The organism is Rhodococcus sp. GB-02, from assembly GCF_053470465.1.
Genome location: NZ_JBPUKE010000002.1, coordinates 191,897 through 210,763, shown reverse-complemented (window position 1 = coordinate 210,763; position 18,867 = coordinate 191,897). Strand labels below are relative to the sequence as shown.

The window sequence follows — 18,867 nt, the reverse complement described above, 5'->3', positions numbered from 1 at the left end:
TTCTACGTGCTCAGGGGATCAGCTGAGGCGCTCGATCACCATTGCCATGCCCTGTCCGCCGCCGACACACATGGTCTCGACGCCGAAGGTCTTGTCCTGCTCCTGCAGGTTGTTGATCAGGGTGTTGGTGATGCGGGCACCGGTCATACCGAAGGGGTGGCCCAGTGCGATCGCGCCACCGGAGATGTTGAGCTTGTCTTCTTCGATGCCGAGTTCGCGAGCGGATCCGAGGACCTGCACGGCGAATGCCTCGTTGATCTCGAACAGGTCGATGTCGGAGATCGACTTGCCGGCGATCTTCAGGGCGTTCTTGACGGCCTGAATCGGGCCGAGGCCCATGATCTCGGGGGACAGGCCCGAAACGCCGGTGGAGACGATGCGAGCGAGCGGGGTCAGGCCGAGTGCCTTTGCCTTGGTGTCGGACATGATCACCAATGCGGCTGCGCCGTCGTTGAGCGGGCAGGCGTTGCCCGCGGTGACGGTTCCGTCGGGACGGAAGACGGGCTTGAGGCCGCTGATGCCTTCGTAGGTGGTGCCGGCGCGGGGGCCGTCGTCCTTGGAGACGACGGTGCCGTCGGCGAGGGTGACGGGGGTGATCTCACGCTCGAAGAAGCCGCGAGCGATGGCTTCCTCGGCGCGGTTCTGGCTGCGAACTGCCCAGCGGTCCTGGTCTTCGCGGGTGATGCCGGTGGCGGACGCGACGTTCTCCGCGGTCTGGCCCATGCCCAGGTACACGTCGGGGATCAGGCCCTCTTCGCGAGGATCGGTCCAGGCGACTCCACCTTCGGCGAGCTTGGCGCTACGAGCCTGGGCTGCGTCGAAGAGCGGGTTCTTGGTGTTGGGCAGGCCGTCGGCGTTGCCCGTGATGAAGCTGGAGACGGACTCGACGCCGGCGGAGATGAAGACGTCGCCCTCGCCTGCGCGGATGGCGTGCAGTGCCATGCGGGTGGTCTGCAGCGAGGAGGAACAGTAACGGTTGACCGTGACACCGGGGAGGAAGTCGTAGCCGAGCTGGACGGCGACGACGCGGGCGATGTTGAAGCCCGACTGGCCGGCGGGCTGGCCGCAACCGAGCATGAGGTCGTCGATCTCGGTGGGGTCGAGCTCGGGGATCTTTGCCAACGCGGCGGCAACCATCTGAGTTGCGAGGTCATCCGGGCGGATGTCCTTGAGCGAACCCTTCATTGCGCGGCCGATGGGCGACCGTACTGCTGAGACGATTACTGCCTCGGGCATGAAAACTCCTTTTGTGTACTGCTCGCGGGCGGCTTGAAACGCCGTCGAGCAGGGCAAGTTGAATGCAGCTTCGACTTACAATTTACGTTGCCACTCCCAGATGGTGGTCACGCAGTCTCACTCAGTTGACGTCGTGGCGCTGACCTGCAGGTTTGGTGCGTCGCGCGAAGGCTTTCCACTGGGTTGCCGCCGCCGTCAGTCGGGCCGCGACGGTGCGAGCTTGCGCCGCCTCCGAGACGTGGGGGAGTTCGGGTAGCGGACCACCCTGCCATTCACCCAGAGCCGACGCGAGAACCGGGACGATCTGCTTCGCCGCGAGTTCGTATCCGGCTGCGGAGGGGTGGAAACGGTCGGCGGAGAACATCGTGTCGGGCGAGGCCAGGAATTCCTTGGCCAGCAGGTCAGCCAGCGGAACGGGATGACCCCCGGCGTTTCTGGTCGCGGCCGCCTGGGCGAGCGCGAGACGATGACCCCATTCACGCACCACGGAGCGCAGAGGTTGCGGGATGGCCGTGACCACCCCCAGATCCGGGCAGGTGCCGACAACTACGACGGCGCCGCTCTCGCGTAAGCGTCGTACCGCGTCGCCGAGGCGTTTTGCCGAAGCGTGAATCGCGTTCTTGGCGGTGACGTCGTTGGCGCCGATCAGGATCACCGCAGCGTCCGGGGGAGGGCCGGCGACGAACATGGCGTCGACCTGCCCGCTCAACCCGCGTGAGGTGGCGCCGCCGATGGCCTTGGTACTCAAGCGGATTCGTTTACCGGTTTCACTCGCGAGCAGCTTCGCGACCTGCACACCCGGAACGTCCGACGCCGTCAGCGCGCCGACGCCGGCTGCAGACGAATCGCCGAAGATCATCAAGTGGAGATCGAAGGGCACGGCCCGCCACCAGAGTTCCGGGTTGTCGGCGCCGGGCGCGTACACACCGTCCGCCTCGGGTGGCTTGGCGATATTGCGACCGATCACCCCACGCGCCGCACCTGCCTGCGACATCAGATAGTTGTAGCCCAACCAGGAGAGCGTGCCTGCACTCGATCCGGCCACCACCGTGGCCACCGACGCTTTCAGTCCGGTTCGACTCACACTTGCCAATCTAGCCGGATTGCACCACCTTCGCCCGACGTCCGCGCGCACCGTTTTCTTTCATCTGGGAACATGGACGAATGCGCATCGCGGAACACGTCGTCGACCTCATCGGCAACACCCCACTCGTCAAGCTCACGTCCGTCACGGGCGAAAACTTCGGCACGGTGGCAGCCAAGGTCGAGTACCTCAACCCGGGCGGTAGCTCCAAGGACCGCATCGCCGTCAAGATGATCGACGCAGCCGAGGCTTCGGGTGAACTGAAGCCTGGCGGCACCATCGTCGAACCGACTTCGGGCAACACCGGAATCGGCTTGGCGCTCGTGGCGCAAAAGCGTGGATACAAGTGCGTTTTCGTCTGCCCCGACAAGGTCAGCGAAGACAAGCGCAACGTCCTGCGTGCCTACGGCGCCGAGGTTGTCGTGTGCCCCACGGCCGTCGCGCCGGACAACCCGAACAGCTACTACAGCGTCTCCGACCGACTTACTCGTGAGATCCCCGGCGCCTGGAAGCCCAACCAGTACTCCAACCCGGGCGGACCGGAGAGCCACTACGAGACCACCGGTCCCGAGATCTGGGCCGACACCGACGGCAAGATCACGCACTTCGTCGCGGGCGTCGGCACCGGCGGAACCATCACCGGCACCGGCCGCTACCTCAAGGAAGTTTCGGGCGGCAAGGTCAAGGTCATCGGCGCAGACCCCGAAGGCTCCGTCTACTCCGGCGGCACCGGTCGCCCGTACCTCGTCGAAGGTGTCGGCGAAGACTTCTGGCCGACCGCATACGACCCGTCCATCCCGGACGAGATCATCGCCGTCTCGGACGCCGATTCCTTCGAGATGACGCGTCGCCTCGCCCGTGAAGAGGGACTGCTGGTCGGCGGTTCCTGCGGTATGGCCGTCGTCGCCGCCCTCGAAGTAGCCAAGCGCGAGGGCCCCGACGCCCTGATCGTCGTGCTCCTCCCGGACGGTGGCCGCGGCTACCTGTCCAAGATCTTCAACGACCAGTGGATGGCGTCGTACGGATTCCTGCGCACCCCACTCGACGGCAAGACGAACGTCCCCACCGTCGGCGACGTTCTGCGCGGCAAGTCGGGCGAGCTGCCGGACCTCGTTCACACTCACCCGTCGGAGACCCTGCGCGACGCGATCGAGATCCTGCGCGAGTACGGCGTGTCCCAGATGCCCGTCGTCGGCGCGGAACCGCCGGTCATGGCAGGCGAGGTCGCCGGAAGTGTGTCCGAGCGAGATCTGCTGAGCGCGGTATTCGAAGGCCGTGCGCACCTTGCGGATTCCGTCGAGAAGCACATGAGCAAGCCGTTCCCGCTCATCGGTTCCGGCGAGCCGGTCTCGGCTGCCACGAAGGCGCTCGGTGACACCGACGCACTCATGGTCGTCGACGACGGCAAGCCGGTCGGTGTCATCACGCGCCACGATCTCCTGGGTTTCCTGAGTTCGGATTCCTGAGTTCGGATTCCTGCGCCGGCACCGGCGCCATTAGGCTGGGGACCATGAGTGAGCAACGCAGCAAGGCCGACAACATCAGCTGGCAGGGTTTCTCCACGAAAGCGGTGCATGCGGGTTACGAACCCGATCCGCTGACCGGTGCGGTCAACGTGCCGATCTACGCAAGTTCCACCTTCGCCCAGGACGGCGTCGGTGGAATGCGCAGTGGCTTCGAGTACGCGCGAACGGGTAACCCCACCCGTCGCCCGCTCGAAGCGAACCTGGCCGCACTCGAATCCGGAACTTACGGTCGAGCGTTCAGTTCGGGAATGGCGGCCACCGACTGCCTGCTCCGTTCGGTACTTCGACCCGGCGATCACTTGGTCATCCCGGACGACGCGTACGGCGGAACCTTCCGTCTCATCGACAAGGTCTTCACACAGTGGGGGATCGAGTACACCCCGGCTCCGGTGTCCGACGTCGATGCGGTGCGCGCGGCGATGAAGTCCAACACCAAGCTGGTCTGGGTCGAGACCCCCACGAACCCGCTGCTCAACATCGGTGACATCGAGCTCCTCACCGAGGTCGCCCACGAAGGCAACGCAAAGATCGTGGTGGACAACACCTTCGCTTCGCCGTACCTGCAGCAGCCGCTGCAGCTCGGTGCCGACATCGCGCTGCACTCCACGACCAAGTACATCGGTGGACACTCCGACGTGGTCGGTGGCGCTCTCGTCTGCAACGACGAAGAACTGGACACCGCCTTCGCGTTCTTGCAGAACGGATCAGGCGGCGTTCCCGGCCCGTTCGACGCGTTCTTGACGTTGCGCGGAATCAAGACACTGGCGCTGCGCATGGAGCGGCACAGCGACAACGCGGAGAAGGTCGTCGAATTGCTCGACGGTCACCCCGCGGTTGCCAGCGTCATTTACCCCGGCCTGGCTTCGCACCCGTCGCACAAGGTCGCGGCCAAGCAGATGCGGCGCTTCGGCGGCATGATCTCCGTGCGCCTCAAGGGTGGCAAGGCGGCAGCTCTCGACCTGTGCTCGCGCACCGAGATCTTCACGCTGGCAGAATCTCTGGGCGGAGTCGAATCCCTCATCGAGTTCCCCGGTGCGATGACCCACGCCTCGACGGCCGGTTCCGCGCTCGAGGTTCCCGACGATCTGGTTCGTCTGTCGGTCGGCATCGAAGACGCCTCTGATCTGGTCGGCGACATCGAGCAAGCACTGTCCTGACCTTCGCTCTACGGTAATTCGAATTCGAACCTGCAGTGCGCCTTCACACCTCACGAGGGTGTGGAGGCGCACTTTCTGGAGGCATGCGTGAATCTCGAACAGATAAAGGCTGCACACCAACTTCTCGCCCCGGTCATGCGCCGCACCCCGGTGGTGGCCTCTCGAGTGTTGTCTGAAACCACAGGCTTCGCCGTGAGTTTGAAATGTGAAAACCTGCAACGCACCGGCTCTTTCAAGCCGCGCGGTGCTTACAATCGCATCGCCAATCTATCCCCGGAGGAACGAGCCGCGGGCGTGGTGGCGGCCAGCGCCGGTAACCACGCGCAGGGAGTTGCGTGGTCTGCAACAGAATTGGGAATCAAGTCGACGGTCTTCATGCCGACCGGTGCGCCGCTGCCGAAGTTGGTGGCCACCAAGGCATATGGGGCCCAGGTCTACCTGCACGGTTCGACTGTCGACGAAGCGCTCGTCGCCGCTCGCGAATTCGCGGACAGGACCGGAGCGGTTCTGGTCCACCCGTTCGACCACGAAGACGTCGTGGCGGGGCAGGGCACGGTGGGCCTGGAAATCCTCGAGCAACTCCCCGAGGTGGGCACGATCGTCGTTCCCACCGGCGGTGGTGGGTTGATCGCCGGGGTGGCTGCCGCAGTCAAAGCTGTACGCCCACAGGTGCGCATCGTCGGAGTGCAGGCCGAGACCGCGGCTGCCTGGCCGGCGTCGTTGGCAGCCGGGAAGCCGACCGCATTGGCGTCGATGTCGACGATGGCAGACGGTATCGCCGTGGGCTGCCCCGGCGAGGTTCCGTTCGCCGAGGTCGCCGCCCATGTCGACGCGGTGGTGACGGTCAGCGAGGAAGCGTTGTCCAAAGCGCTCCTGCTGTGCCTCGAACGCGCCAAGCTGATCGTCGAACCGGCAGGCGTCGCGGCCGTTGCGGCGTTGATGACGTGCTCTCCGGAAGAGCTGGGAGTGACCGGGCCGGTGTGCGCCGTTCTTTCCGGCGGCAACATCGATCCGCTGCTGCTCACACACGTCATCTCCCACGGACTGCGGGCAGCCGGACGGTTCCTCGGTGTTCACATCACCATCGACGATCGGCCGGGCGCACTGGTGTCGCTGCTCGAAGTGGTTCGGGCGAACGGCGCCAGCGTGGTCGACGTCATCCACTCCCGTACCGGTGGCGAACTCGCGCTAGACGAAGTGGAAGTCTTCCTCACGGTCGAGACCCGTGGTCCGGACAACAAGGCAGAACTTCTCACTGCCTTCGACCGCGCCGGCTACGCAGTGCGCTTGCAGAACTGACTCGAGTTACTCGTCAGGCCAGCCGCCCAGAACCGTTACGCGGTGCTCCTGGTCGACCAGCCTGGCGGGTACGTCGAGTTGATGTAGCCAGTCGATGGCCGAACCGCTCATGCCGACCGCAACCCGACTGAATGCGGCGGCTTGGGCGCAGGAAGATGCAATCACCGACACCGTGCGCCACATCGGCGTCGCCGTCGATTCGCGGTGCAGTGGTTTGACGGTGCTGGCCGTGGCGATCCCACAGTCGGACGGGAGAGCCACTTGGCACGTCGGATCCCCGGGCAGGTCTTGAACTTGAATCTGCCAGCCGTCTTCGGGCGCCGGACCGGCAACTGCGATGTCGCCGCCGAGGCCGACCAGCACTCCGCACCCGAGAAGCGTGGCAGTCGATGCCGCGCAGTGATCCGCCGAACTGGCACGGGCGGTCGCGGAGAGGTCGAGGACTACGTCGTCCGGGCTGTACACACGATTGTTCTCGACGCGAATCTTCCACCAGGAGTGAGGGTCTGCCGAGCCGGCCGTAGGGGTGAGTTTGCCGTCGGTCAGTCGTGCGACAGCCAACGCGTCCTCGAGAAAGTGCGCGAACATGGGCGTCACCCCGACGCCGTCGACGTTGCTTGCGGCGCTGACGTAGGTACGAATTTCGGAATCGGCGCGATCTCGATTGGTGGCGGCGTCGGCCGCGGTGAGGTAACCGCGAACCAGGCTGGCAGCGGAGGGCAGGACTTCAGGGTCGGTGACGACGACCCGGGCCTGCACCCCCCAGGTGAGCCACTCGGAGGCCGAGCGCGGAGTGCTCACGAACCGTTGGAGATGGCGTCCGGGGTTCCGAATCCGGCGACCACGACGGGCCGCTTTACAGCGGGATTCTTGATGTGAGAAGCCGAGGTGTCCGGCGCGAGTGCCGTGGCAGTGGGAGAAGAAACGAGAGAAAGTCCGCCGCTTGCGAGTGCTCCCGCCACAGCCGTGGCTGCGAGGGCGAGGCGAACGGGTCGATACACCGTAGTGCGTCCCCGGGCGGGTCGTGGCCGATCGTCGCTCATGCACTCAGCTTGCACGCCGAACCTGAGAAAAGCCTTGGCGTCTGTAGTCATTTGCGTAACGCCCACCGAGATAAATGAGACATTGGTTACAGGAGTTGCGAGACTGAGCCGTGTCGAATGCATGTTCGAAAGAGTAGATGTTCGCACCGACAAGTTTCGGGTACGACCACGTACGTAGATTTTCAGAGGTTTATCGGAGGTTCGGATGGCAGTCGGTGTCCTGGCGATCGCTGTGTCGATCGGCACCGCACTGGGCGTGATGAGTGGAACTCTCGGAGCGCCCGCACAAGTCGAGAAGAACGAGTCTTCGAATGCTGCAGTCTCACTTGCAGCCTGGAACGGACCGGCACGAACTCAGGACACGCCTGAGGGAATCGTGCCGTCCGTACCCTCCAACTTTCCGGGAGCGACGTTGGCGCCCGTGGGAGCGGTGGCGGTGTTCGCGCCGTGGATCAAGAAGGCCGGCGCACTGTGCTCCGAGATCACCCCTGCGGTGATCGCCTCGTTGTACTCGGTCGAGAACGGATTCAAGTACGGTCCCGATACCGACATCTCACCGGAAGGTGGGCGCGGGCCTGGCCGTTTCACCACCGCGGCGTGGACTGCTTACGGCAAGGACGGCGACGGCGACGGAAAGATGGACATCCTGGGTGTCGCCGACCCGGTGATGACAACCGGCTACCGGTTGTGCGATCTCGTCAAGCAAGCGCAGTCCTGGCAGAAGTCCGGTGAGGTCGAGGGCGATACCGTCGACCTCGCGCTCGCGGCATACGACGTCGGACCCGACGCCGTTCGAGAAGCGGGCGGCGTTCCGGCAGACAAGTCGGGCGAGGTTCCCGCGGAGCAGGCGGCCGCCGCTCCGTTCGTTGCCCAGATCAAATCGTTGCAGGACTCGTTCGCCCTGATGCTCGCACCCTTCGACTACAACAACCTCGCCGCTGCGGTGGGCGGCGTCGTCGAGGCCGGTCTGAAGTTTCTCGGATTGCCCTACGTGTGGGGCGGCGGAAACGTCAACGGGCCGTCGATGGGCGGGTTCGACTGCTCGGGCCTGACGTCGTACGCGATCCACGCGGCAACTGGCGTGACTCTCCCGCGGACATCCGAGACGCAGTGGGGCGTCGGCGTCGAGATCCCGCTCGATCAGGCGCAGCCCGGTGACCTGTTGTTCGGCAACTGGCAGGCAGGCGGACCCGGCCACGTGGCGATCTACGTGGGCAACGGCCAAATGCTTCACGCACCCACGTTCGGTGACGTCGTGAAGGTCGGCCCGATCTTCGCCGGAATGAAGGCTCGCCGCGTGGTGTAGTGCGCCGGAGTTGCAAGAAGCGCCACCCGACCGAGTCGGGTGGCGCTTCTTTTCAGTGCTGGTACTTCTTTCAGAGCTCGTGCAGCAGATCAGCTGTGGTAAGGCTCCGCGCTCAGCAGCGTGACCTTCATGGTGCTGCCGTTGGGCAGGTTGTACTCACGCGTGTCGCCGACCTTGGCTTCGAGCAGTGCGCCGCCCAGTGGTGAGTTCGGGGAGTAAACCTCGAGCTTGGCGTCACGGGCGCCTTCTTCGCGAGTGGCGATGAGGAACGTCTCGGTGTCACTCTCGTCGCCGTCGTAGTAGACCTTGACTACGGATCCGGGCAGTGCAACACCGGACTGCGTGGGGGCTTCTCCGACCTTGGCGCTGTTCAGCAGCTCCTGGAGCTGGCGAATGCGGGCTTCCTGCTGACCCTGCTCTTCGCGGGCAGCGTGGTAGCCGCCGTTCTCTTTCAGGTCACCCTCTTCGCGACGCTCGTTGATCTCGGCGGCGATGACAGGGCGATTGGCGATGAGCTGGTCGAGTTCGTTCTTGAGCCTGTCATGTGATTCCTGGGTAAGCCAGGTCACCTGGGTCTCGGTCATCTCGATCACTCCCTAGTAGTCGGAGCCGGGGGCTCCCTCGACGATCGCTGCAACAGCAGCGAACAACGACGCAGAAGCACCAACAGGGGTGCAGCCTTGCCGTCAAACCTTGCGTCAATGCAGCAATACACGGTTCCACCCGGAACCGTGTATCGGGCAATTCTATCACGCATGACTACCCGCCCTGTCCGGCGCCAAACGTCCGGCAGGGTGGGTGCGTCCGAGGTCAGCTCTTGGTCAGGTACTCCGGAACGTCGAAGCTGCAGCCGTAGACGTCGGCCATGCCTGGCGGCTGGGACGTCTTGACCTCGGTGTTGAACTCGAGGGTCTGATGTTCCGAAGGCGGGACGTAGACCTCACGTCGACCGGTTTCGGAGCCGTCCTTCGAGCGGGCGCGCACGATGCACATCGCTTCACGTGACGAATCGTCGCGCGTGACGGTGAAGCGGATCTTCACCGTGGCGTCGTTGGCGATGTCGAACGAGATGGTCTCGGTCTCGATTTCCTTGACTGCGAATTTGCCGTACGCGTAGTACGCGATTCCGCCACCGACGACGATGACGAGAGCGGTCAGAGCCCACACCATCCACTTGCGGGGACTGCCCGTGCGAGTAGTGCTCGGGTACCGATCTTGGGGAAGCGGTTTGCTCATCACTCTGCTCTCGAAGACTCGAGTTCACGTGTCGTGCAGCAACTGACTGCGCCCCCACCGAACTACTGAAGGGGTCACGGCTGCGCCAGGAACTCTCGGGTGGAACTATAGAGGACGTGTCCCGTCGCGCCGTCGGTAGGTTTGACGGCAGTCGGTACGTTTGACGGCAAAGGCTCGGAGCAATCCGAGAGGTGCAAAGCGTGTTAGTCGAAGACTGCCGGTGACGGCTAGAGGTGAATTGCCGGTGACGGCTACAGGTGAACTGCCGGCAACGGCTCCAGGTGAAGTTGAGGTGAACGAACACGTGAGCGGATTCCGGCTCATGGCCGTCCATGCCCATCCCGACGACGAGTCGAGCAAGGGTGCGGCCACCACCGCCCGTTATGCAGCCGAAGGCCACGAAGTGATGGTCCTGACGCTCACCGGGGGTGAGCGTGGCGACATTCTCAACCCGGCCATGGATGTTCCCGGCGTCCGCGATCGAATCAGCGAAGTCCGCCAGGAGGAGATGGCCGAGGCCGCTCGCATCCTGGGCGTGAAGCAGCGCTGGCTCGGTTTCGTCGATTCCGGGCTCCCCGAGGGCGACCCTCTTCCGCCGCTGCCCGAAGGGTGCTTCGCCCTCGTTCCGCTCGAAGAGTCCACGCGCGCTCTGGTCAAGGTGATTCGCGAATTCCGTCCCCATGTCGTCACGACGTACGACGAGAACGGCGGATACCCGCACCCGGACCACATCCGGTGCCACGAGGTGTCGATGGCTGCGTACGAAGCCGCCGCCGATCCCGAGTACTTCCCCGAGGACGGTCAGCCATGGGAGATCAAGAAGCTCTACTACTCGCACGGATTCATCCGTAAGCGCCTCGAACTCTTCCAGGAGGAGTACGAACTCCGGGGTGAGCCGTTCCCGATGGCGGACTGGCTCAAGAAATGGAAGACCGAGCGTGGAGACATGATGGTCCGGGTGACCACTCAGGTCACGTGCGGCGATTACTTTCCTCAGCGTGACGACGCTCTGCGTGCGCACGCGACGCAGATCGATCCCAACGGTTCGTTCTTTGCTGTGCCGCTCGACATTCAGCAGAAGATCTGGCCCACCGAGGAATTCGAGCTCGCCAAGACGCGGGTCACCACGTCCATTCCGGAAACCGACCTGTTCGCAGGTCTCGAAGAGGACGCTCAGAAGTGAATGCTCTGTCCGCCGAGGTAGTTCTCGGCACCACACAATTTCTTGCTCAGACCCCGAGTAATCCTTCCGGCCCGGAGTTCGGAAAGTCGTCTCCGGTCGGATTGCTGGTCATTCTTGCGCTGCTCATCGGTGTGATCCTGTTGGTTCGGTCGATGAATCGCCAGCTCAAGAAGCTGCCGGAAACCTTCGAACCGGATCATCCCGAACTCGATCAGCAGGCGGACGAAGGCACCGACCGGGGAGCGATCACAGCTCCGAGCCCGGCGGAACCGAACGTCTCTACCGAGAAGAAGCCGAAGCAAGAATCCTGAGACGGACGAGGTAGCGACGATGGACCCACGGATGCGGAACAACCTGGGTGGGTCCTCGAGCCCTTACCTGCGTCAGCACGCCGACAATCCGGTCCACTGGCAACAGTGGGGCGAAGAGGCGATGGAGTGGGCGCGCGAGCGCAACGTGCCGATCCTCCTCTCGATCGGGTACTCGGCGTGCCACTGGTGCCACGTCATGGCGCACGAGTCGTTCGAGAACGACAAGATCGCGGCGATCATGAACGCGAACTTCGTCTGCGTGAAGGTGGACCGCGAAGAACGTCCGGACATCGACGCCGTCTACATGAACGCTACGGTCGCGATGACCGGTCAGGGCGGCTGGCCGATGACCTGTTTCCTGACTCCCGACGGTTCACCTTTCTACTGCGGTACGTATTACTCGCCGACGCCTCGCGGCGGAATGCCCTCGTTCACACAGCTTCTCGAAGCGATAGCGGACACCTTCACCAATCGGCGCGACGAGGTCGACAACGCGGCACAGTCGATCGTCACGGAACTTCAGCGCGCGTCCGGCGGAATCCCGTACGGCGGCGCGCCCGTCGATGCGGAGCTGCTGGATGCGGCGGGCCTGTCGATCCTCGGCGACGAGGACATTCCGCGTGGGGGATTCGGCGGGGCACCGAAGTTTCCGCCGTCGGCACTTCTGGAGGGACTGCTCCGACAGTTCGAGCGCACGGGTTCGGGCGAGATCCTCGGAGGGATCGAGCGCACCGCCGAAGCAATGGCACGTGGCGGCATCTACGACCAACTGGGTGGCGGTTTCTCGCGGTACTCGGTCGATGCCGAGTGGGTGGTTCCGCACTTCGAGAAGATGCTCTACGACAATGCCTTGCTCCTGCGGTTCTACGCGCATTGGGCGCGGCGAACCGGATCGGACCTGGCCACCCGCGTCGCCGCGGAGACCGCAGGGTTCCTGCTCGCCGATCTGCTGACCGAGAACGGTTGCTTCGCTTCGGCTCTCGATGCCGACACCGACGGCGTCGAAGGCCTCACGTACGTATGGACTCCGGCGCAATTGGTCGAGATCCTCGGCGCGGAGGACGGGCAGTGGGCGTCGGAATTGTTCCGGGTCACCGACACCGGCACCTTCGAAGAGGGCGCGTCGGTGCTGCAATTGCCAAGTGATCCCGACGACTGGTCACGCTGGCAGACGGTCTCCGACGCTCTACGTGCCGTCCGGGCCCAGCGTCCACAGCCTGGCCGCGACGACAAAGTGGTGACTGCCTGGAACGGGCTGACCATCACGGCTTTGACGGAAGCGGGCCTTGCCCTGGACCGACCCGACTGGATCGACGCGGCAGCCGAGTGCGCCGGCGCTCTTCTCGACCTTCATCCGGTAGACGGTCATCTGCGCCGTGCTTCCCTCGGCGGGACTGTCGGCACCCCGACGGCAGTGCTCGAGGATTACGCAACGTTTGCGACGGGCCTCCTGGCTCTCTACCAAGCAACGGGATCTGCGCGATGGCTTGATGCGGCGCAGCAGCTGCTCGACGTCACTCTCGATCATTTCGCCGATCCGGCGGAGCCGGGAAGCTGGTTCGACACAGCCGATTTCGCGGAGTCTCTCGTTACTCGGCCCCGAGACCCGCTGGACGGCGCGACGCCTTCCGGTGCGTCGAGCGTCGCGGAGGCTTTGTTGACCGCAGCGGCGTTGACCGATGCCGAGCGCTCGTCTCGTTACGCCCAGGCCGCGGCGGACGCGATGGCGAGGGCCACGCTGCCGCTCGAGCGTGCGCCTCGGTCGGCGGGACACTGGCTCGCGGTGGCGGAAGCGTCGTTGCGCGGTCCGATACAGGTGGCCGTCGTCGGTGAAGGTTCGCTGTTGGGCGATGCCCGCCGGCTTGCCCCGGGTGGTGCAGTGGTGGTCGGCGGAGCGCCGGATTCTTCACCGCTGCTTGCAGATCGACCCCTTGTCGACGGTGGTGAAGCCGCGTACATCTGCCGGGGATTCGTGTGCGATCGGCCGGTGACGACGGTGGTGGAACTGGCGAGTCAGTTGAACACGACGAGCCATACCGCGATGTAGTGGCAGATCGCCGCGACGACCGTCGCGGCGTGGAAGAACTCGTGGTGACCGAACGTCGTGGGCCACGGGTTGGGCCATTTTGTCGCGTACAGAATTGCGCCGACGCTGTAGAAGATTCCGCCGACGAGCAGCAGCACCATCGGCGCCACACCGACCTGGTGTGTCAGTTCACCGACCACGGGGACGATCGCCCAGCCGAGGAGCAGGTAGAGCGGGACTCCCACCCATTTCGGGGCGGTGGGCCAGAGCATCTTGAGTGCTACGCCGGCGAGCGCGCCGGCCCACACGATCGCAAGAATGATCTTGCCGGTGTCAGTGGGGAGACCGAGCATGGCGAACGGTGTGTAGCTGCCGGCGATGAAGAGAAAGATCATCGAATGGTCCGCGCGCTTCATCCACGTACGGCCCTTGACTGTCTGCCACTGGATGCGGTGATACGTCGCGCTGATGCCGAAGAGGCCGCAGATCGTGATGCTGTAGATTGCGGTTGCCCAGGCCGCCTTGGCGCCTACCTGAGCGCCCGCCACGGACACGAGAACGATGCCCGCGACGACGGAGACACCGAGCGCCCACAGGTGGATCCAACCGCGCATGCGTGGTTTGACCGGAAGCTCGTCGAGCCCGAATGCCGTCATGTGCAACCCCTCTCGTTCCGTGCTGTTGCGAACCGCGTAACCTACGGTACCGTAGGTTACGCACCAGTAGCATAACCTACCTGCAGGTTTTCGGCGTGTACAAAAAGCGTGACGGCGCTCGCATGTGGCTGTCACTGCCGGGCGTAGTCTTTGACACCATGGTGATGTCACGGTGAATCTGCGCGGACTGCTGTACAGCATCTACGAGCGACGACTCCTCAGCCATCTCGACGGTCTCGCGCACCCACGGCACGTAGCCGTGATGTGTGACGGAAACCGGCGATGGGCCCGCGAGAACGGCTTCACCGATGTCAGTCACGGGCACCGCATGGGCGCGCTCAAGATCGCCGAATTGCTGGAATGGTGCGACGCCGCCGGAATCGAGATGGCAACCATCTATCTGCTCTCGACCGAGAACCTGCGCCGCGAACCGGAAGAGTTGGACACCCTCCTCGAGATCATCACCGACGTTGTCGAAGAGATCTCCGGGCCCGGGAAGAACTGGAGTGTGCAGATCGTCGGTGCCCTCGATCTTCTGCCCCCTGAGCAATCCAGGCGACTGCGGGAAGCTGCAGCCGGAACCAGTGGCCGAACCGGGACGCATGTCAACGTCGCGATCGGATACGGCGGACGGCAGGAGATCGCCGACGCCGTCCAATCGCTCTTGCGCGACAAGATCGGTGACGGTCTGAGCGGAGACGAACTGATCCAGGCCGTCACGGTCGACGGCATCGACGGTCACCTCTACACGTCGGGGCAGCCCGATCCGGATCTGGTGATCCGCACCTCCGGCGAGCAGCGGCTCTCCGGATTCCTGTTGTGGCAGAGCGCCTATTCGGAGATCTGGTTCACCGAGGCGTACTGGCCCGAGTTCCGCCGAGTCGACTTTCTTCGAGCCTTGCGTGACTACGCAGCGCGCCACCGCCGGTTCGGCGCCTGAGCCGGCTCAGAGCTTGCGCAGTCGGAGCCGGTTGATCGTGTGATCGGCGTCCTTGCGCAGCACCAGGGTTGCGCGGGGACGGGTGGGGAGAATGTTCTCCACCAGGTTCGGGTGATTGATCGAGTTCCAGATCTCCTTCGCCGCGATGGTCGCGTCGCGGTCGGAGAGGCCGGAGTAGTGGTGAAAGTGAGCGTTCGGATCGGCGAACGACGTGTTGCGCAGCGCGAGGAACCGCTCGATGTACCAGGCTTCGATGTCCTCGATGCGGGCGTCGACGTAGATCGAGAAGTCGAACAGATCGGAGACCATCAGACGCGGGCCGGTCTGCAGGACGTTGAGGCCCTCGATGATGAGGATGTCCGGCTGGCGGATCAGATGGTACTGGCCCGAGATGATGTCGTACGACGTGTGTGAATACACCGGCGCCGCTACTTCTTCCGCGCCGGACTTGACTTCCGTGACGAAGCGCAACAGCTTGCGACGATCGTAGCTTTCGGGAAAACCCTTGCGGTGCATGATGCCTCGACGCTGGAGCTCCTTGGTCGGATACAGGAATCCGTCCGTGGTGACGAGGTCGACGCGCGGATGGTGATCCCAGCGGGCCAGGAGAGCTTGCAGCACACGAGCTGTTGTGGATTTTCCGACCGCAACCGAACCGGCGACACCGATGACGAAGGGCACCTGACGATCGGGATGCTTCTCGCCGAGGAACGTGGCGGTGGCCGCGAACAGTCGTTGACGCGCCGCCACCTGCAGGTGGATCAGACGTGCAAGGGGGAGATAGACCTCGGCGACCTCTTCGAGATCGATCTGCTCGCCGAGACCACGCAGGCCGTACAACTCGTCCTCGGTCAACACCAGCGGCGTCGACTTACGCAGTGTCCGCCACTGCTTGCGGTCGAACTCGACGTAGGGACTCGACTCGTTGGTACGCGCCATCAGCCCAGCTCACCGGCGCGTAGTGAACCCGGAGCCCGGCGGACGAAACAGCTATGCGAGCAAGCCAGGCGCGAGTGCGCACGATCCGAGTGCATAGTCGGATTGTGCTCGGTGCCACGTCGGGGACTTTCGCCGGGTGGCATTCCGGAGCGAGCGGCTAGGCTCGGTCGTTATGGATCCAGACACACTTGTTCGCCAATATCTGCTGCTCGGACTGGGTTTCGACCGTCTCGAAGACGGATTCGTCGATGCGTTCACCGGCGACCCGGCGCTGCGTAAGCAGGTCGAGAGCGCCCCGAAGCCCGATCCGCGTGAACTTGCCCGCACGGCACGTGAATTGCGCGGCGAACTGGCCGGAAGTGGTCTGAACGCCGAGCGCGCTCACTTCATCGACGTTCACCTGCGCGCCCTCGAATGCTCCGGGCGCAAGTTCGCGGGTGAGGACATCGGCTTCGTGGACGAGGTGGAGGCGTACTTCGACGTACGAATCGCCAAGGGAAACGAGGACGCCTACAGCGACGCTCACCGATTGATGGGTGAAGTTCTGCCCGGTCCGGGACCGCTGGCCGAGCGGGTGCAGGCGCATCGCAAGGCCGACGAGATCCCCGCGGCGAGATTGAACGAGTGCGTCGAGGCAATGTCGAGTGCGCTGCGCGATCTGGTGCGCGGCACGTTCGGGCTTCCCGCGTCGGAAACCGTCGAATACGAAGTGGTGGGGGACAAGCCGTGGTCCGGCTTCAACTACTACCTCGGTGACTACCGCTCCAAGGTTGCGATCAATTCGGACCTGCCGCAGTTCATGGCCAACCTGCCGCGGCTGATCGCGCACGAGTCCTACCCCGGCCATCACACCGAGCATTGCCGCAAGGAAGCCGGCCTGGTCGGCACCGGCCAACTCGAGCAGACGCTGTTCCTGGTCAACACGCCGCAGTGCATCATGGCCGAAGGACTCGCGGACCTGGCGCTCGAAGCGATCGTCGGCCCGGACTGGGGTTTGTGGGCGCAGGAGATCTACGCCGATCTCGGATTGTCCTTCGACGGGGATAAGGCACAACGGCTCTCCACCGCGTCGGGGCAATTGCTGAGCGTTCGTCAGGACGCCGCTCTGATGTTGCACGACGAGGGCCGCAGCCTCGACGACGTGGCGCTCTTCCTCGAACGGTGGTCGCTGTCGACGCCGGAACGCGCGCGGCAGTCGCTCAAGTTCCTGTCCTCACCGCTGTGGCGGGCGTACACCAGCACGTATGTCGAGGGCTACCGATTGCTCGGGGGCTGGCTGGACGAGGTGCCGGTAGGCGCAGAGCGCACCGAACGCTTCCGCAGGCTGCTCGACGAGCCGCTGGTCCCCAGCTCTCTGCGTGCTGCCTAGTGCCGGGTGGAGATGGCGGGAGCGAACTTCGTAGACTGGACGCATTCGTTTCCGCATCCAGCTTGGAGATTCTTCGATGACCGCTGTGCCCGGCTCCGACGTCAACTCTGCATCACTCGCCGAACTCGACCCCGAAGTCGCCGAGGCGATGGCTGGTGAATTGGCTCGTCAGCGCGACACGCTCGAGATGATCGCGTCGGAGAACTTCGTTCCCCGCTCGGTTCTGCAGGCTCAGGGCAGCGTCCTGACCAACAAGTACGCCGAGGGCTACCCGGGACGTCGTTACTACGGCGGTTGCGAGCACGTCGACGTCATCGAGGATCTGGCGCGCAACCGTGCAAAGGAACTCTTCGGTGCGGAGTTCGCGAACGTTCAGCCGCACTCGGGCGCACAGGCCAATGCTGCTGTCCTGATGGCACTGATGAACCCGGGTGAGAAGCTGCTCGGCCTCGACCTTGCACACGGCGGCCACCTCACGCACGGCATGAAGCTCAACTTCTCCGGCAAGTTGTACGACGTCGCGTCCTACGGCGTCAGCAAGGAAGATCACCGCATCGACATGGACGAGGTGCGCTCGATCGCCCTCGCCGAGAAGCCGAAGGTCATCGTCGCCGGGTGGTCCGCGTACCCGCGTCAGCAGGACTTCGCGGCCTTCCGTGCGATTGCAGACGAGGTCGGGGCGTACCTGTGGGTCGACATGGCTCACTTCGCCGGATTGGTTGCGGCAGGCCTGCACCCGTCGCCCGTCCCGTACGCGGACGTCGTCTCCTCGACCGTCCACAAGACCCTCGGTGGACCGCGTTCAGGTCTGATCCTGGCGAAGAAGGAGTGGGCAAAGAAGCTCAACTCCGCTGTCTTCCCCGGTCAGCAGGGCGGACCGCTCATGCATGCCATCGCGGCCAAGGCCGTCACCTTCAAGATCGCTGCGGGCGAAGAGTTCAAGGATCGTCAGGTACGCACGCTTTCCGGTGCGCGCATCCTTGCCGAGCGTCTGGGGAACAAGGACGTCGCTGATCAGGGCATCAGCGTCCTGACCGGTGGCACAGACGTCCACCTCGTTCTCGTGGACCTGCGTAACTCGCAGCTCGACGGCCAGCAGGGTGAGGACCTTCTGCACGAAATCGGCATCACGGTCAACCGCAACGCTGTTCCGTTCGATCCCCGCCCGCCGATGACCACCTCCGGTCTGCGTATCGGTACCGCAGCGTTGGCCACCCGCGGATTCGGCGATGCCGAGTTCACCGAGGTCGCCGACATCATCGGTACCGCTCTGGCCGGCAACGCGGATCTGCCGGCGCTGCGTGCGCGCGTCGCCAAGCTCGCCCTCGATCTTCCGCTGTACGACGGTCTCGAGAACTGGGGCCTGCTCAGCAAGAACGTCTAGGAATTACTTCACCGACGGCCCGGTCCCTTTCGAGGGGCCGGGCCGTCGGTGTTCATGGATTTGCAGTTCACGGATTTGCGGTTTACGGACTTGTGGCATCGGTCACATGACCGATGGTGGCGGAGTTCGGTGCTTCCTAGCCTGAGAGCATCACCCCTCCGGCGAAGGAAAC

The 18,867-nt window shown here is 64.2% G+C and carries 18 protein-coding genes; 10 read left to right on the top strand and 8 right to left on the bottom strand.

Going from position 1 to position 18,867, the window contains the following annotated elements; genetic code table 11:
* Nucleotides 1-18: 18 nt before the first annotated feature.
* Both ACSW29_RS14000 and ACSW29_RS13995 read right to left on the bottom strand, forming a co-directional pair.
* Nucleotides 19-1,236, bottom strand: coding sequence for an acetyl-CoA C-acetyltransferase (locus tag ACSW29_RS14000; RefSeq protein WP_019744600.1), 1,218 nt, complete (start codon nt 1,234-1,236; stop codon nt 19-21).
* A gap of 121 nt (nt 1,237-1,357) precedes the next feature.
* Nucleotides 1,358-2,320, bottom strand: coding sequence for an SGNH/GDSL hydrolase family protein (locus tag ACSW29_RS13995; RefSeq protein ID WP_347874305.1), 963 nt, complete (start codon nt 2,318-2,320; stop codon nt 1,358-1,360).
* 80 nt (nt 2,321-2,400) lie between these two features.
* Between ACSW29_RS13995 and ACSW29_RS13990 the strand changes: the two genes are divergently transcribed.
* From ACSW29_RS13990 to ilvA, 3 genes are all read left to right on the top strand, one after another.
* Nucleotides 2,401-3,786, top strand: coding sequence for a cystathionine beta-synthase (locus ACSW29_RS13990; RefSeq protein ID WP_230814199.1), 1,386 nt, complete (start codon nt 2,401-2,403; stop codon nt 3,784-3,786).
* Between the two features lie 44 nt (nt 3,787-3,830).
* Nucleotides 3,831-5,003 (top strand): cystathionine gamma-synthase, encoded by a 1,173-nt coding sequence (locus tag ACSW29_RS13985; protein ID WP_230814198.1) that lies wholly within the window; start codon nt 3,831-3,833, stop codon nt 5,001-5,003.
* 135 nt (nt 5,004-5,138) lie between these two features.
* Complete coding sequence (ilvA, locus tag ACSW29_RS13980) at nt 5,139-6,302, top strand: threonine ammonia-lyase (RefSeq protein ID WP_448278155.1); 1,164 nt, start codon at nt 5,139-5,141, stop codon at nt 6,300-6,302.
* Nucleotides 6,303-6,308: 6 nt separating this feature from the next.
* Here ilvA and ACSW29_RS13975 read toward each other — a convergent pair whose 3' ends face one another.
* Together ACSW29_RS13975 and ACSW29_RS13970 are read right to left on the bottom strand one after the other, a co-directional pair.
* Nucleotides 6,309-7,103: an FAD:protein FMN transferase gene (locus ACSW29_RS13975; RefSeq protein WP_347874303.1), complete on the bottom strand. Its 795-nt coding sequence runs from the start codon at nt 7,101-7,103 to the stop codon at nt 6,309-6,311.
* Nucleotides 7,100-7,345, bottom strand: coding sequence for a hypothetical protein (locus ACSW29_RS13970; RefSeq protein WP_317827196.1), 246 nt, complete (start codon nt 7,343-7,345; stop codon nt 7,100-7,102). Before ACSW29_RS13970 ends, ACSW29_RS13975 begins: the two co-directional genes overlap by 4 nt.
* A gap of 205 nt (nt 7,346-7,550) precedes the next feature.
* Here ACSW29_RS13970 and ACSW29_RS13965 point away from each other — a divergent pair, with 205 nt between their 5' ends.
* Nucleotides 7,551-8,651, top strand: a complete 1,101-nt coding sequence (locus ACSW29_RS13965; RefSeq protein ID WP_230814195.1) for a C40 family peptidase — start codon at nt 7,551-7,553, stop codon at nt 8,649-8,651.
* Nucleotides 8,652-8,740: 89 nt separating this feature from the next.
* Here ACSW29_RS13965 and greA read toward each other — a convergent pair whose 3' ends face one another.
* Together greA and ACSW29_RS13955 are read right to left on the bottom strand one after the other, a co-directional pair.
* Nucleotides 8,741-9,235 (bottom strand): transcription elongation factor GreA, encoded by a 495-nt coding sequence (gene greA, locus ACSW29_RS13960; protein ID WP_007726385.1) that lies wholly within the window; start codon nt 9,233-9,235, stop codon nt 8,741-8,743.
* Between the two features lie 226 nt (nt 9,236-9,461).
* Nucleotides 9,462-9,887: a DUF4307 domain-containing protein gene (locus ACSW29_RS13955; RefSeq protein WP_230814194.1), complete on the bottom strand. Its 426-nt coding sequence runs from the start codon at nt 9,885-9,887 to the stop codon at nt 9,462-9,464.
* 304 nt (nt 9,888-10,191) lie between these two features.
* Here ACSW29_RS13955 and mca point away from each other — a divergent pair, with 304 nt between their 5' ends.
* Genes mca through ACSW29_RS13940 form a run of 3 tightly spaced genes read left to right on the top strand, consistent with a single transcriptional unit; the run spans nt 10,192 to nt 13,428 of the window.
* Nucleotides 10,192-11,070, top strand: a complete 879-nt coding sequence (gene mca / locus ACSW29_RS13950; protein WP_230814728.1) for a mycothiol conjugate amidase Mca — start codon at nt 10,192-10,194, stop codon at nt 11,068-11,070.
* Nucleotides 11,067-11,381: a hypothetical protein gene (locus ACSW29_RS13945; RefSeq protein WP_007726381.1), complete on the top strand. Its 315-nt coding sequence runs from the start codon at nt 11,067-11,069 to the stop codon at nt 11,379-11,381. The genes mca and ACSW29_RS13945 overlap by 4 nt, the downstream gene beginning before the upstream one ends.
* A gap of 19 nt (nt 11,382-11,400) precedes the next feature.
* Nucleotides 11,401-13,428 carry a thioredoxin domain-containing protein gene (locus ACSW29_RS13940; protein ID WP_448277513.1) on the top strand — a complete coding sequence of 676 codons (2,028 nt, stop codon included), beginning with the start codon at nt 11,401-11,403 and terminating at the stop codon, nt 13,426-13,428.
* Here ACSW29_RS13940 and trhA read toward each other — a convergent pair.
* Nucleotides 13,395-14,063 (bottom strand): PAQR family membrane homeostasis protein TrhA, encoded by a 669-nt coding sequence (gene trhA / locus ACSW29_RS13935; protein WP_230814192.1) that lies wholly within the window; start codon nt 14,061-14,063, stop codon nt 13,395-13,397. The two genes, ACSW29_RS13940 and trhA, sit on opposite strands and share 34 nt — an antisense overlap.
* Nucleotides 14,064-14,235: 172 nt before the next feature.
* Between trhA and ACSW29_RS13930 the strand changes: the two genes are divergently transcribed.
* The gene (locus tag ACSW29_RS13930; RefSeq protein ID WP_448277512.1) at nt 14,236-15,003 is read left to right on the top strand and encodes an isoprenyl transferase; all 768 of its coding nucleotides are present in this window, start codon (nt 14,236-14,238) and stop codon (nt 15,001-15,003) included.
* Nucleotides 15,004-15,009: 6 nt separating this feature from the next.
* Here ACSW29_RS13930 and coaA read toward each other — a convergent pair whose 3' ends face one another.
* Complete coding sequence (gene coaA, locus ACSW29_RS13925; protein ID WP_347874301.1) at nt 15,010-15,942, bottom strand: type I pantothenate kinase; 933 nt, start codon at nt 15,940-15,942, stop codon at nt 15,010-15,012.
* Between the two features lie 172 nt (nt 15,943-16,114).
* Here coaA and ACSW29_RS13920 point away from each other — a divergent pair, with 172 nt between their 5' ends.
* A complete protein-coding gene (locus ACSW29_RS13920; RefSeq protein ID WP_317827191.1) occupies nt 16,115-17,311 on the top strand; it encodes a DUF885 domain-containing protein in 1,197 nt (398 codons plus the stop codon).
* 76 nt (nt 17,312-17,387) lie between these two features.
* Entirely contained in the window at nt 17,388-18,695 is a 1,308-nt protein-coding gene (gene glyA / locus ACSW29_RS13915; protein ID WP_214885240.1) for a serine hydroxymethyltransferase, read from the top strand.
* Nucleotides 18,696-18,867: the final 172 nt, after the last annotated feature.

Bases quoted from the DNA above. Each gene is read 5' to 3' on its own strand.
- ACSW29_RS14000 (WP_019744600.1), bottom strand. From the start codon at position 1,236: ATGCCCGAGGCAGTAATCGTCTCAGCAGTACGGTCGCCCATCGGCCGC.
- ACSW29_RS13990 (WP_230814199.1), top strand. From the start codon at position 2,401: ATGCGCATCGCGGAACACGTCGTCGACCTCATCGGCAACACCCCACTC.
- ACSW29_RS13985 (WP_230814198.1), top strand. From the start codon at position 3,831: ATGAGTGAGCAACGCAGCAAGGCCGACAACATCAGCTGGCAGGGTTTC.
- ilvA (WP_448278155.1), top strand. From the start codon at position 5,139: ATGCGCCGCACCCCGGTGGTGGCCTCTCGAGTGTTGTCTGAAACCACA.
- ACSW29_RS13970 (WP_317827196.1), bottom strand. From the start codon at position 7,345: ATGAGCGACGATCGGCCACGACCCGCCCGGGGACGCACTACGGTGTAT.
- ACSW29_RS13965 (WP_230814195.1), top strand. From the start codon at position 7,551: ATGGCAGTCGGTGTCCTGGCGATCGCTGTGTCGATCGGCACCGCACTG.
- greA (WP_007726385.1), bottom strand. From the start codon at position 9,235: ATGACCGAGACCCAGGTGACCTGGCTTACCCAGGAATCACATGACAGG.
- ACSW29_RS13955 (WP_230814194.1), bottom strand. From the start codon at position 9,887: ATGAGCAAACCGCTTCCCCAAGATCGGTACCCGAGCACTACTCGCACG.
- ACSW29_RS13940 (WP_448277513.1), top strand. From the start codon at position 11,401: ATGGACCCACGGATGCGGAACAACCTGGGTGGGTCCTCGAGCCCTTAC.
- trhA (WP_230814192.1), bottom strand. From the start codon at position 14,063: ATGACGGCATTCGGGCTCGACGAGCTTCCGGTCAAACCACGCATGCGC.
- coaA (WP_347874301.1), bottom strand. From the start codon at position 15,942: ATGGCGCGTACCAACGAGTCGAGTCCCTACGTCGAGTTCGACCGCAAG.
- ACSW29_RS13920 (WP_317827191.1), top strand. From the start codon at position 16,115: ATGGATCCAGACACACTTGTTCGCCAATATCTGCTGCTCGGACTGGGT.
- glyA (WP_214885240.1), top strand. From the start codon at position 17,388: ATGACCGCTGTGCCCGGCTCCGACGTCAACTCTGCATCACTCGCCGAA.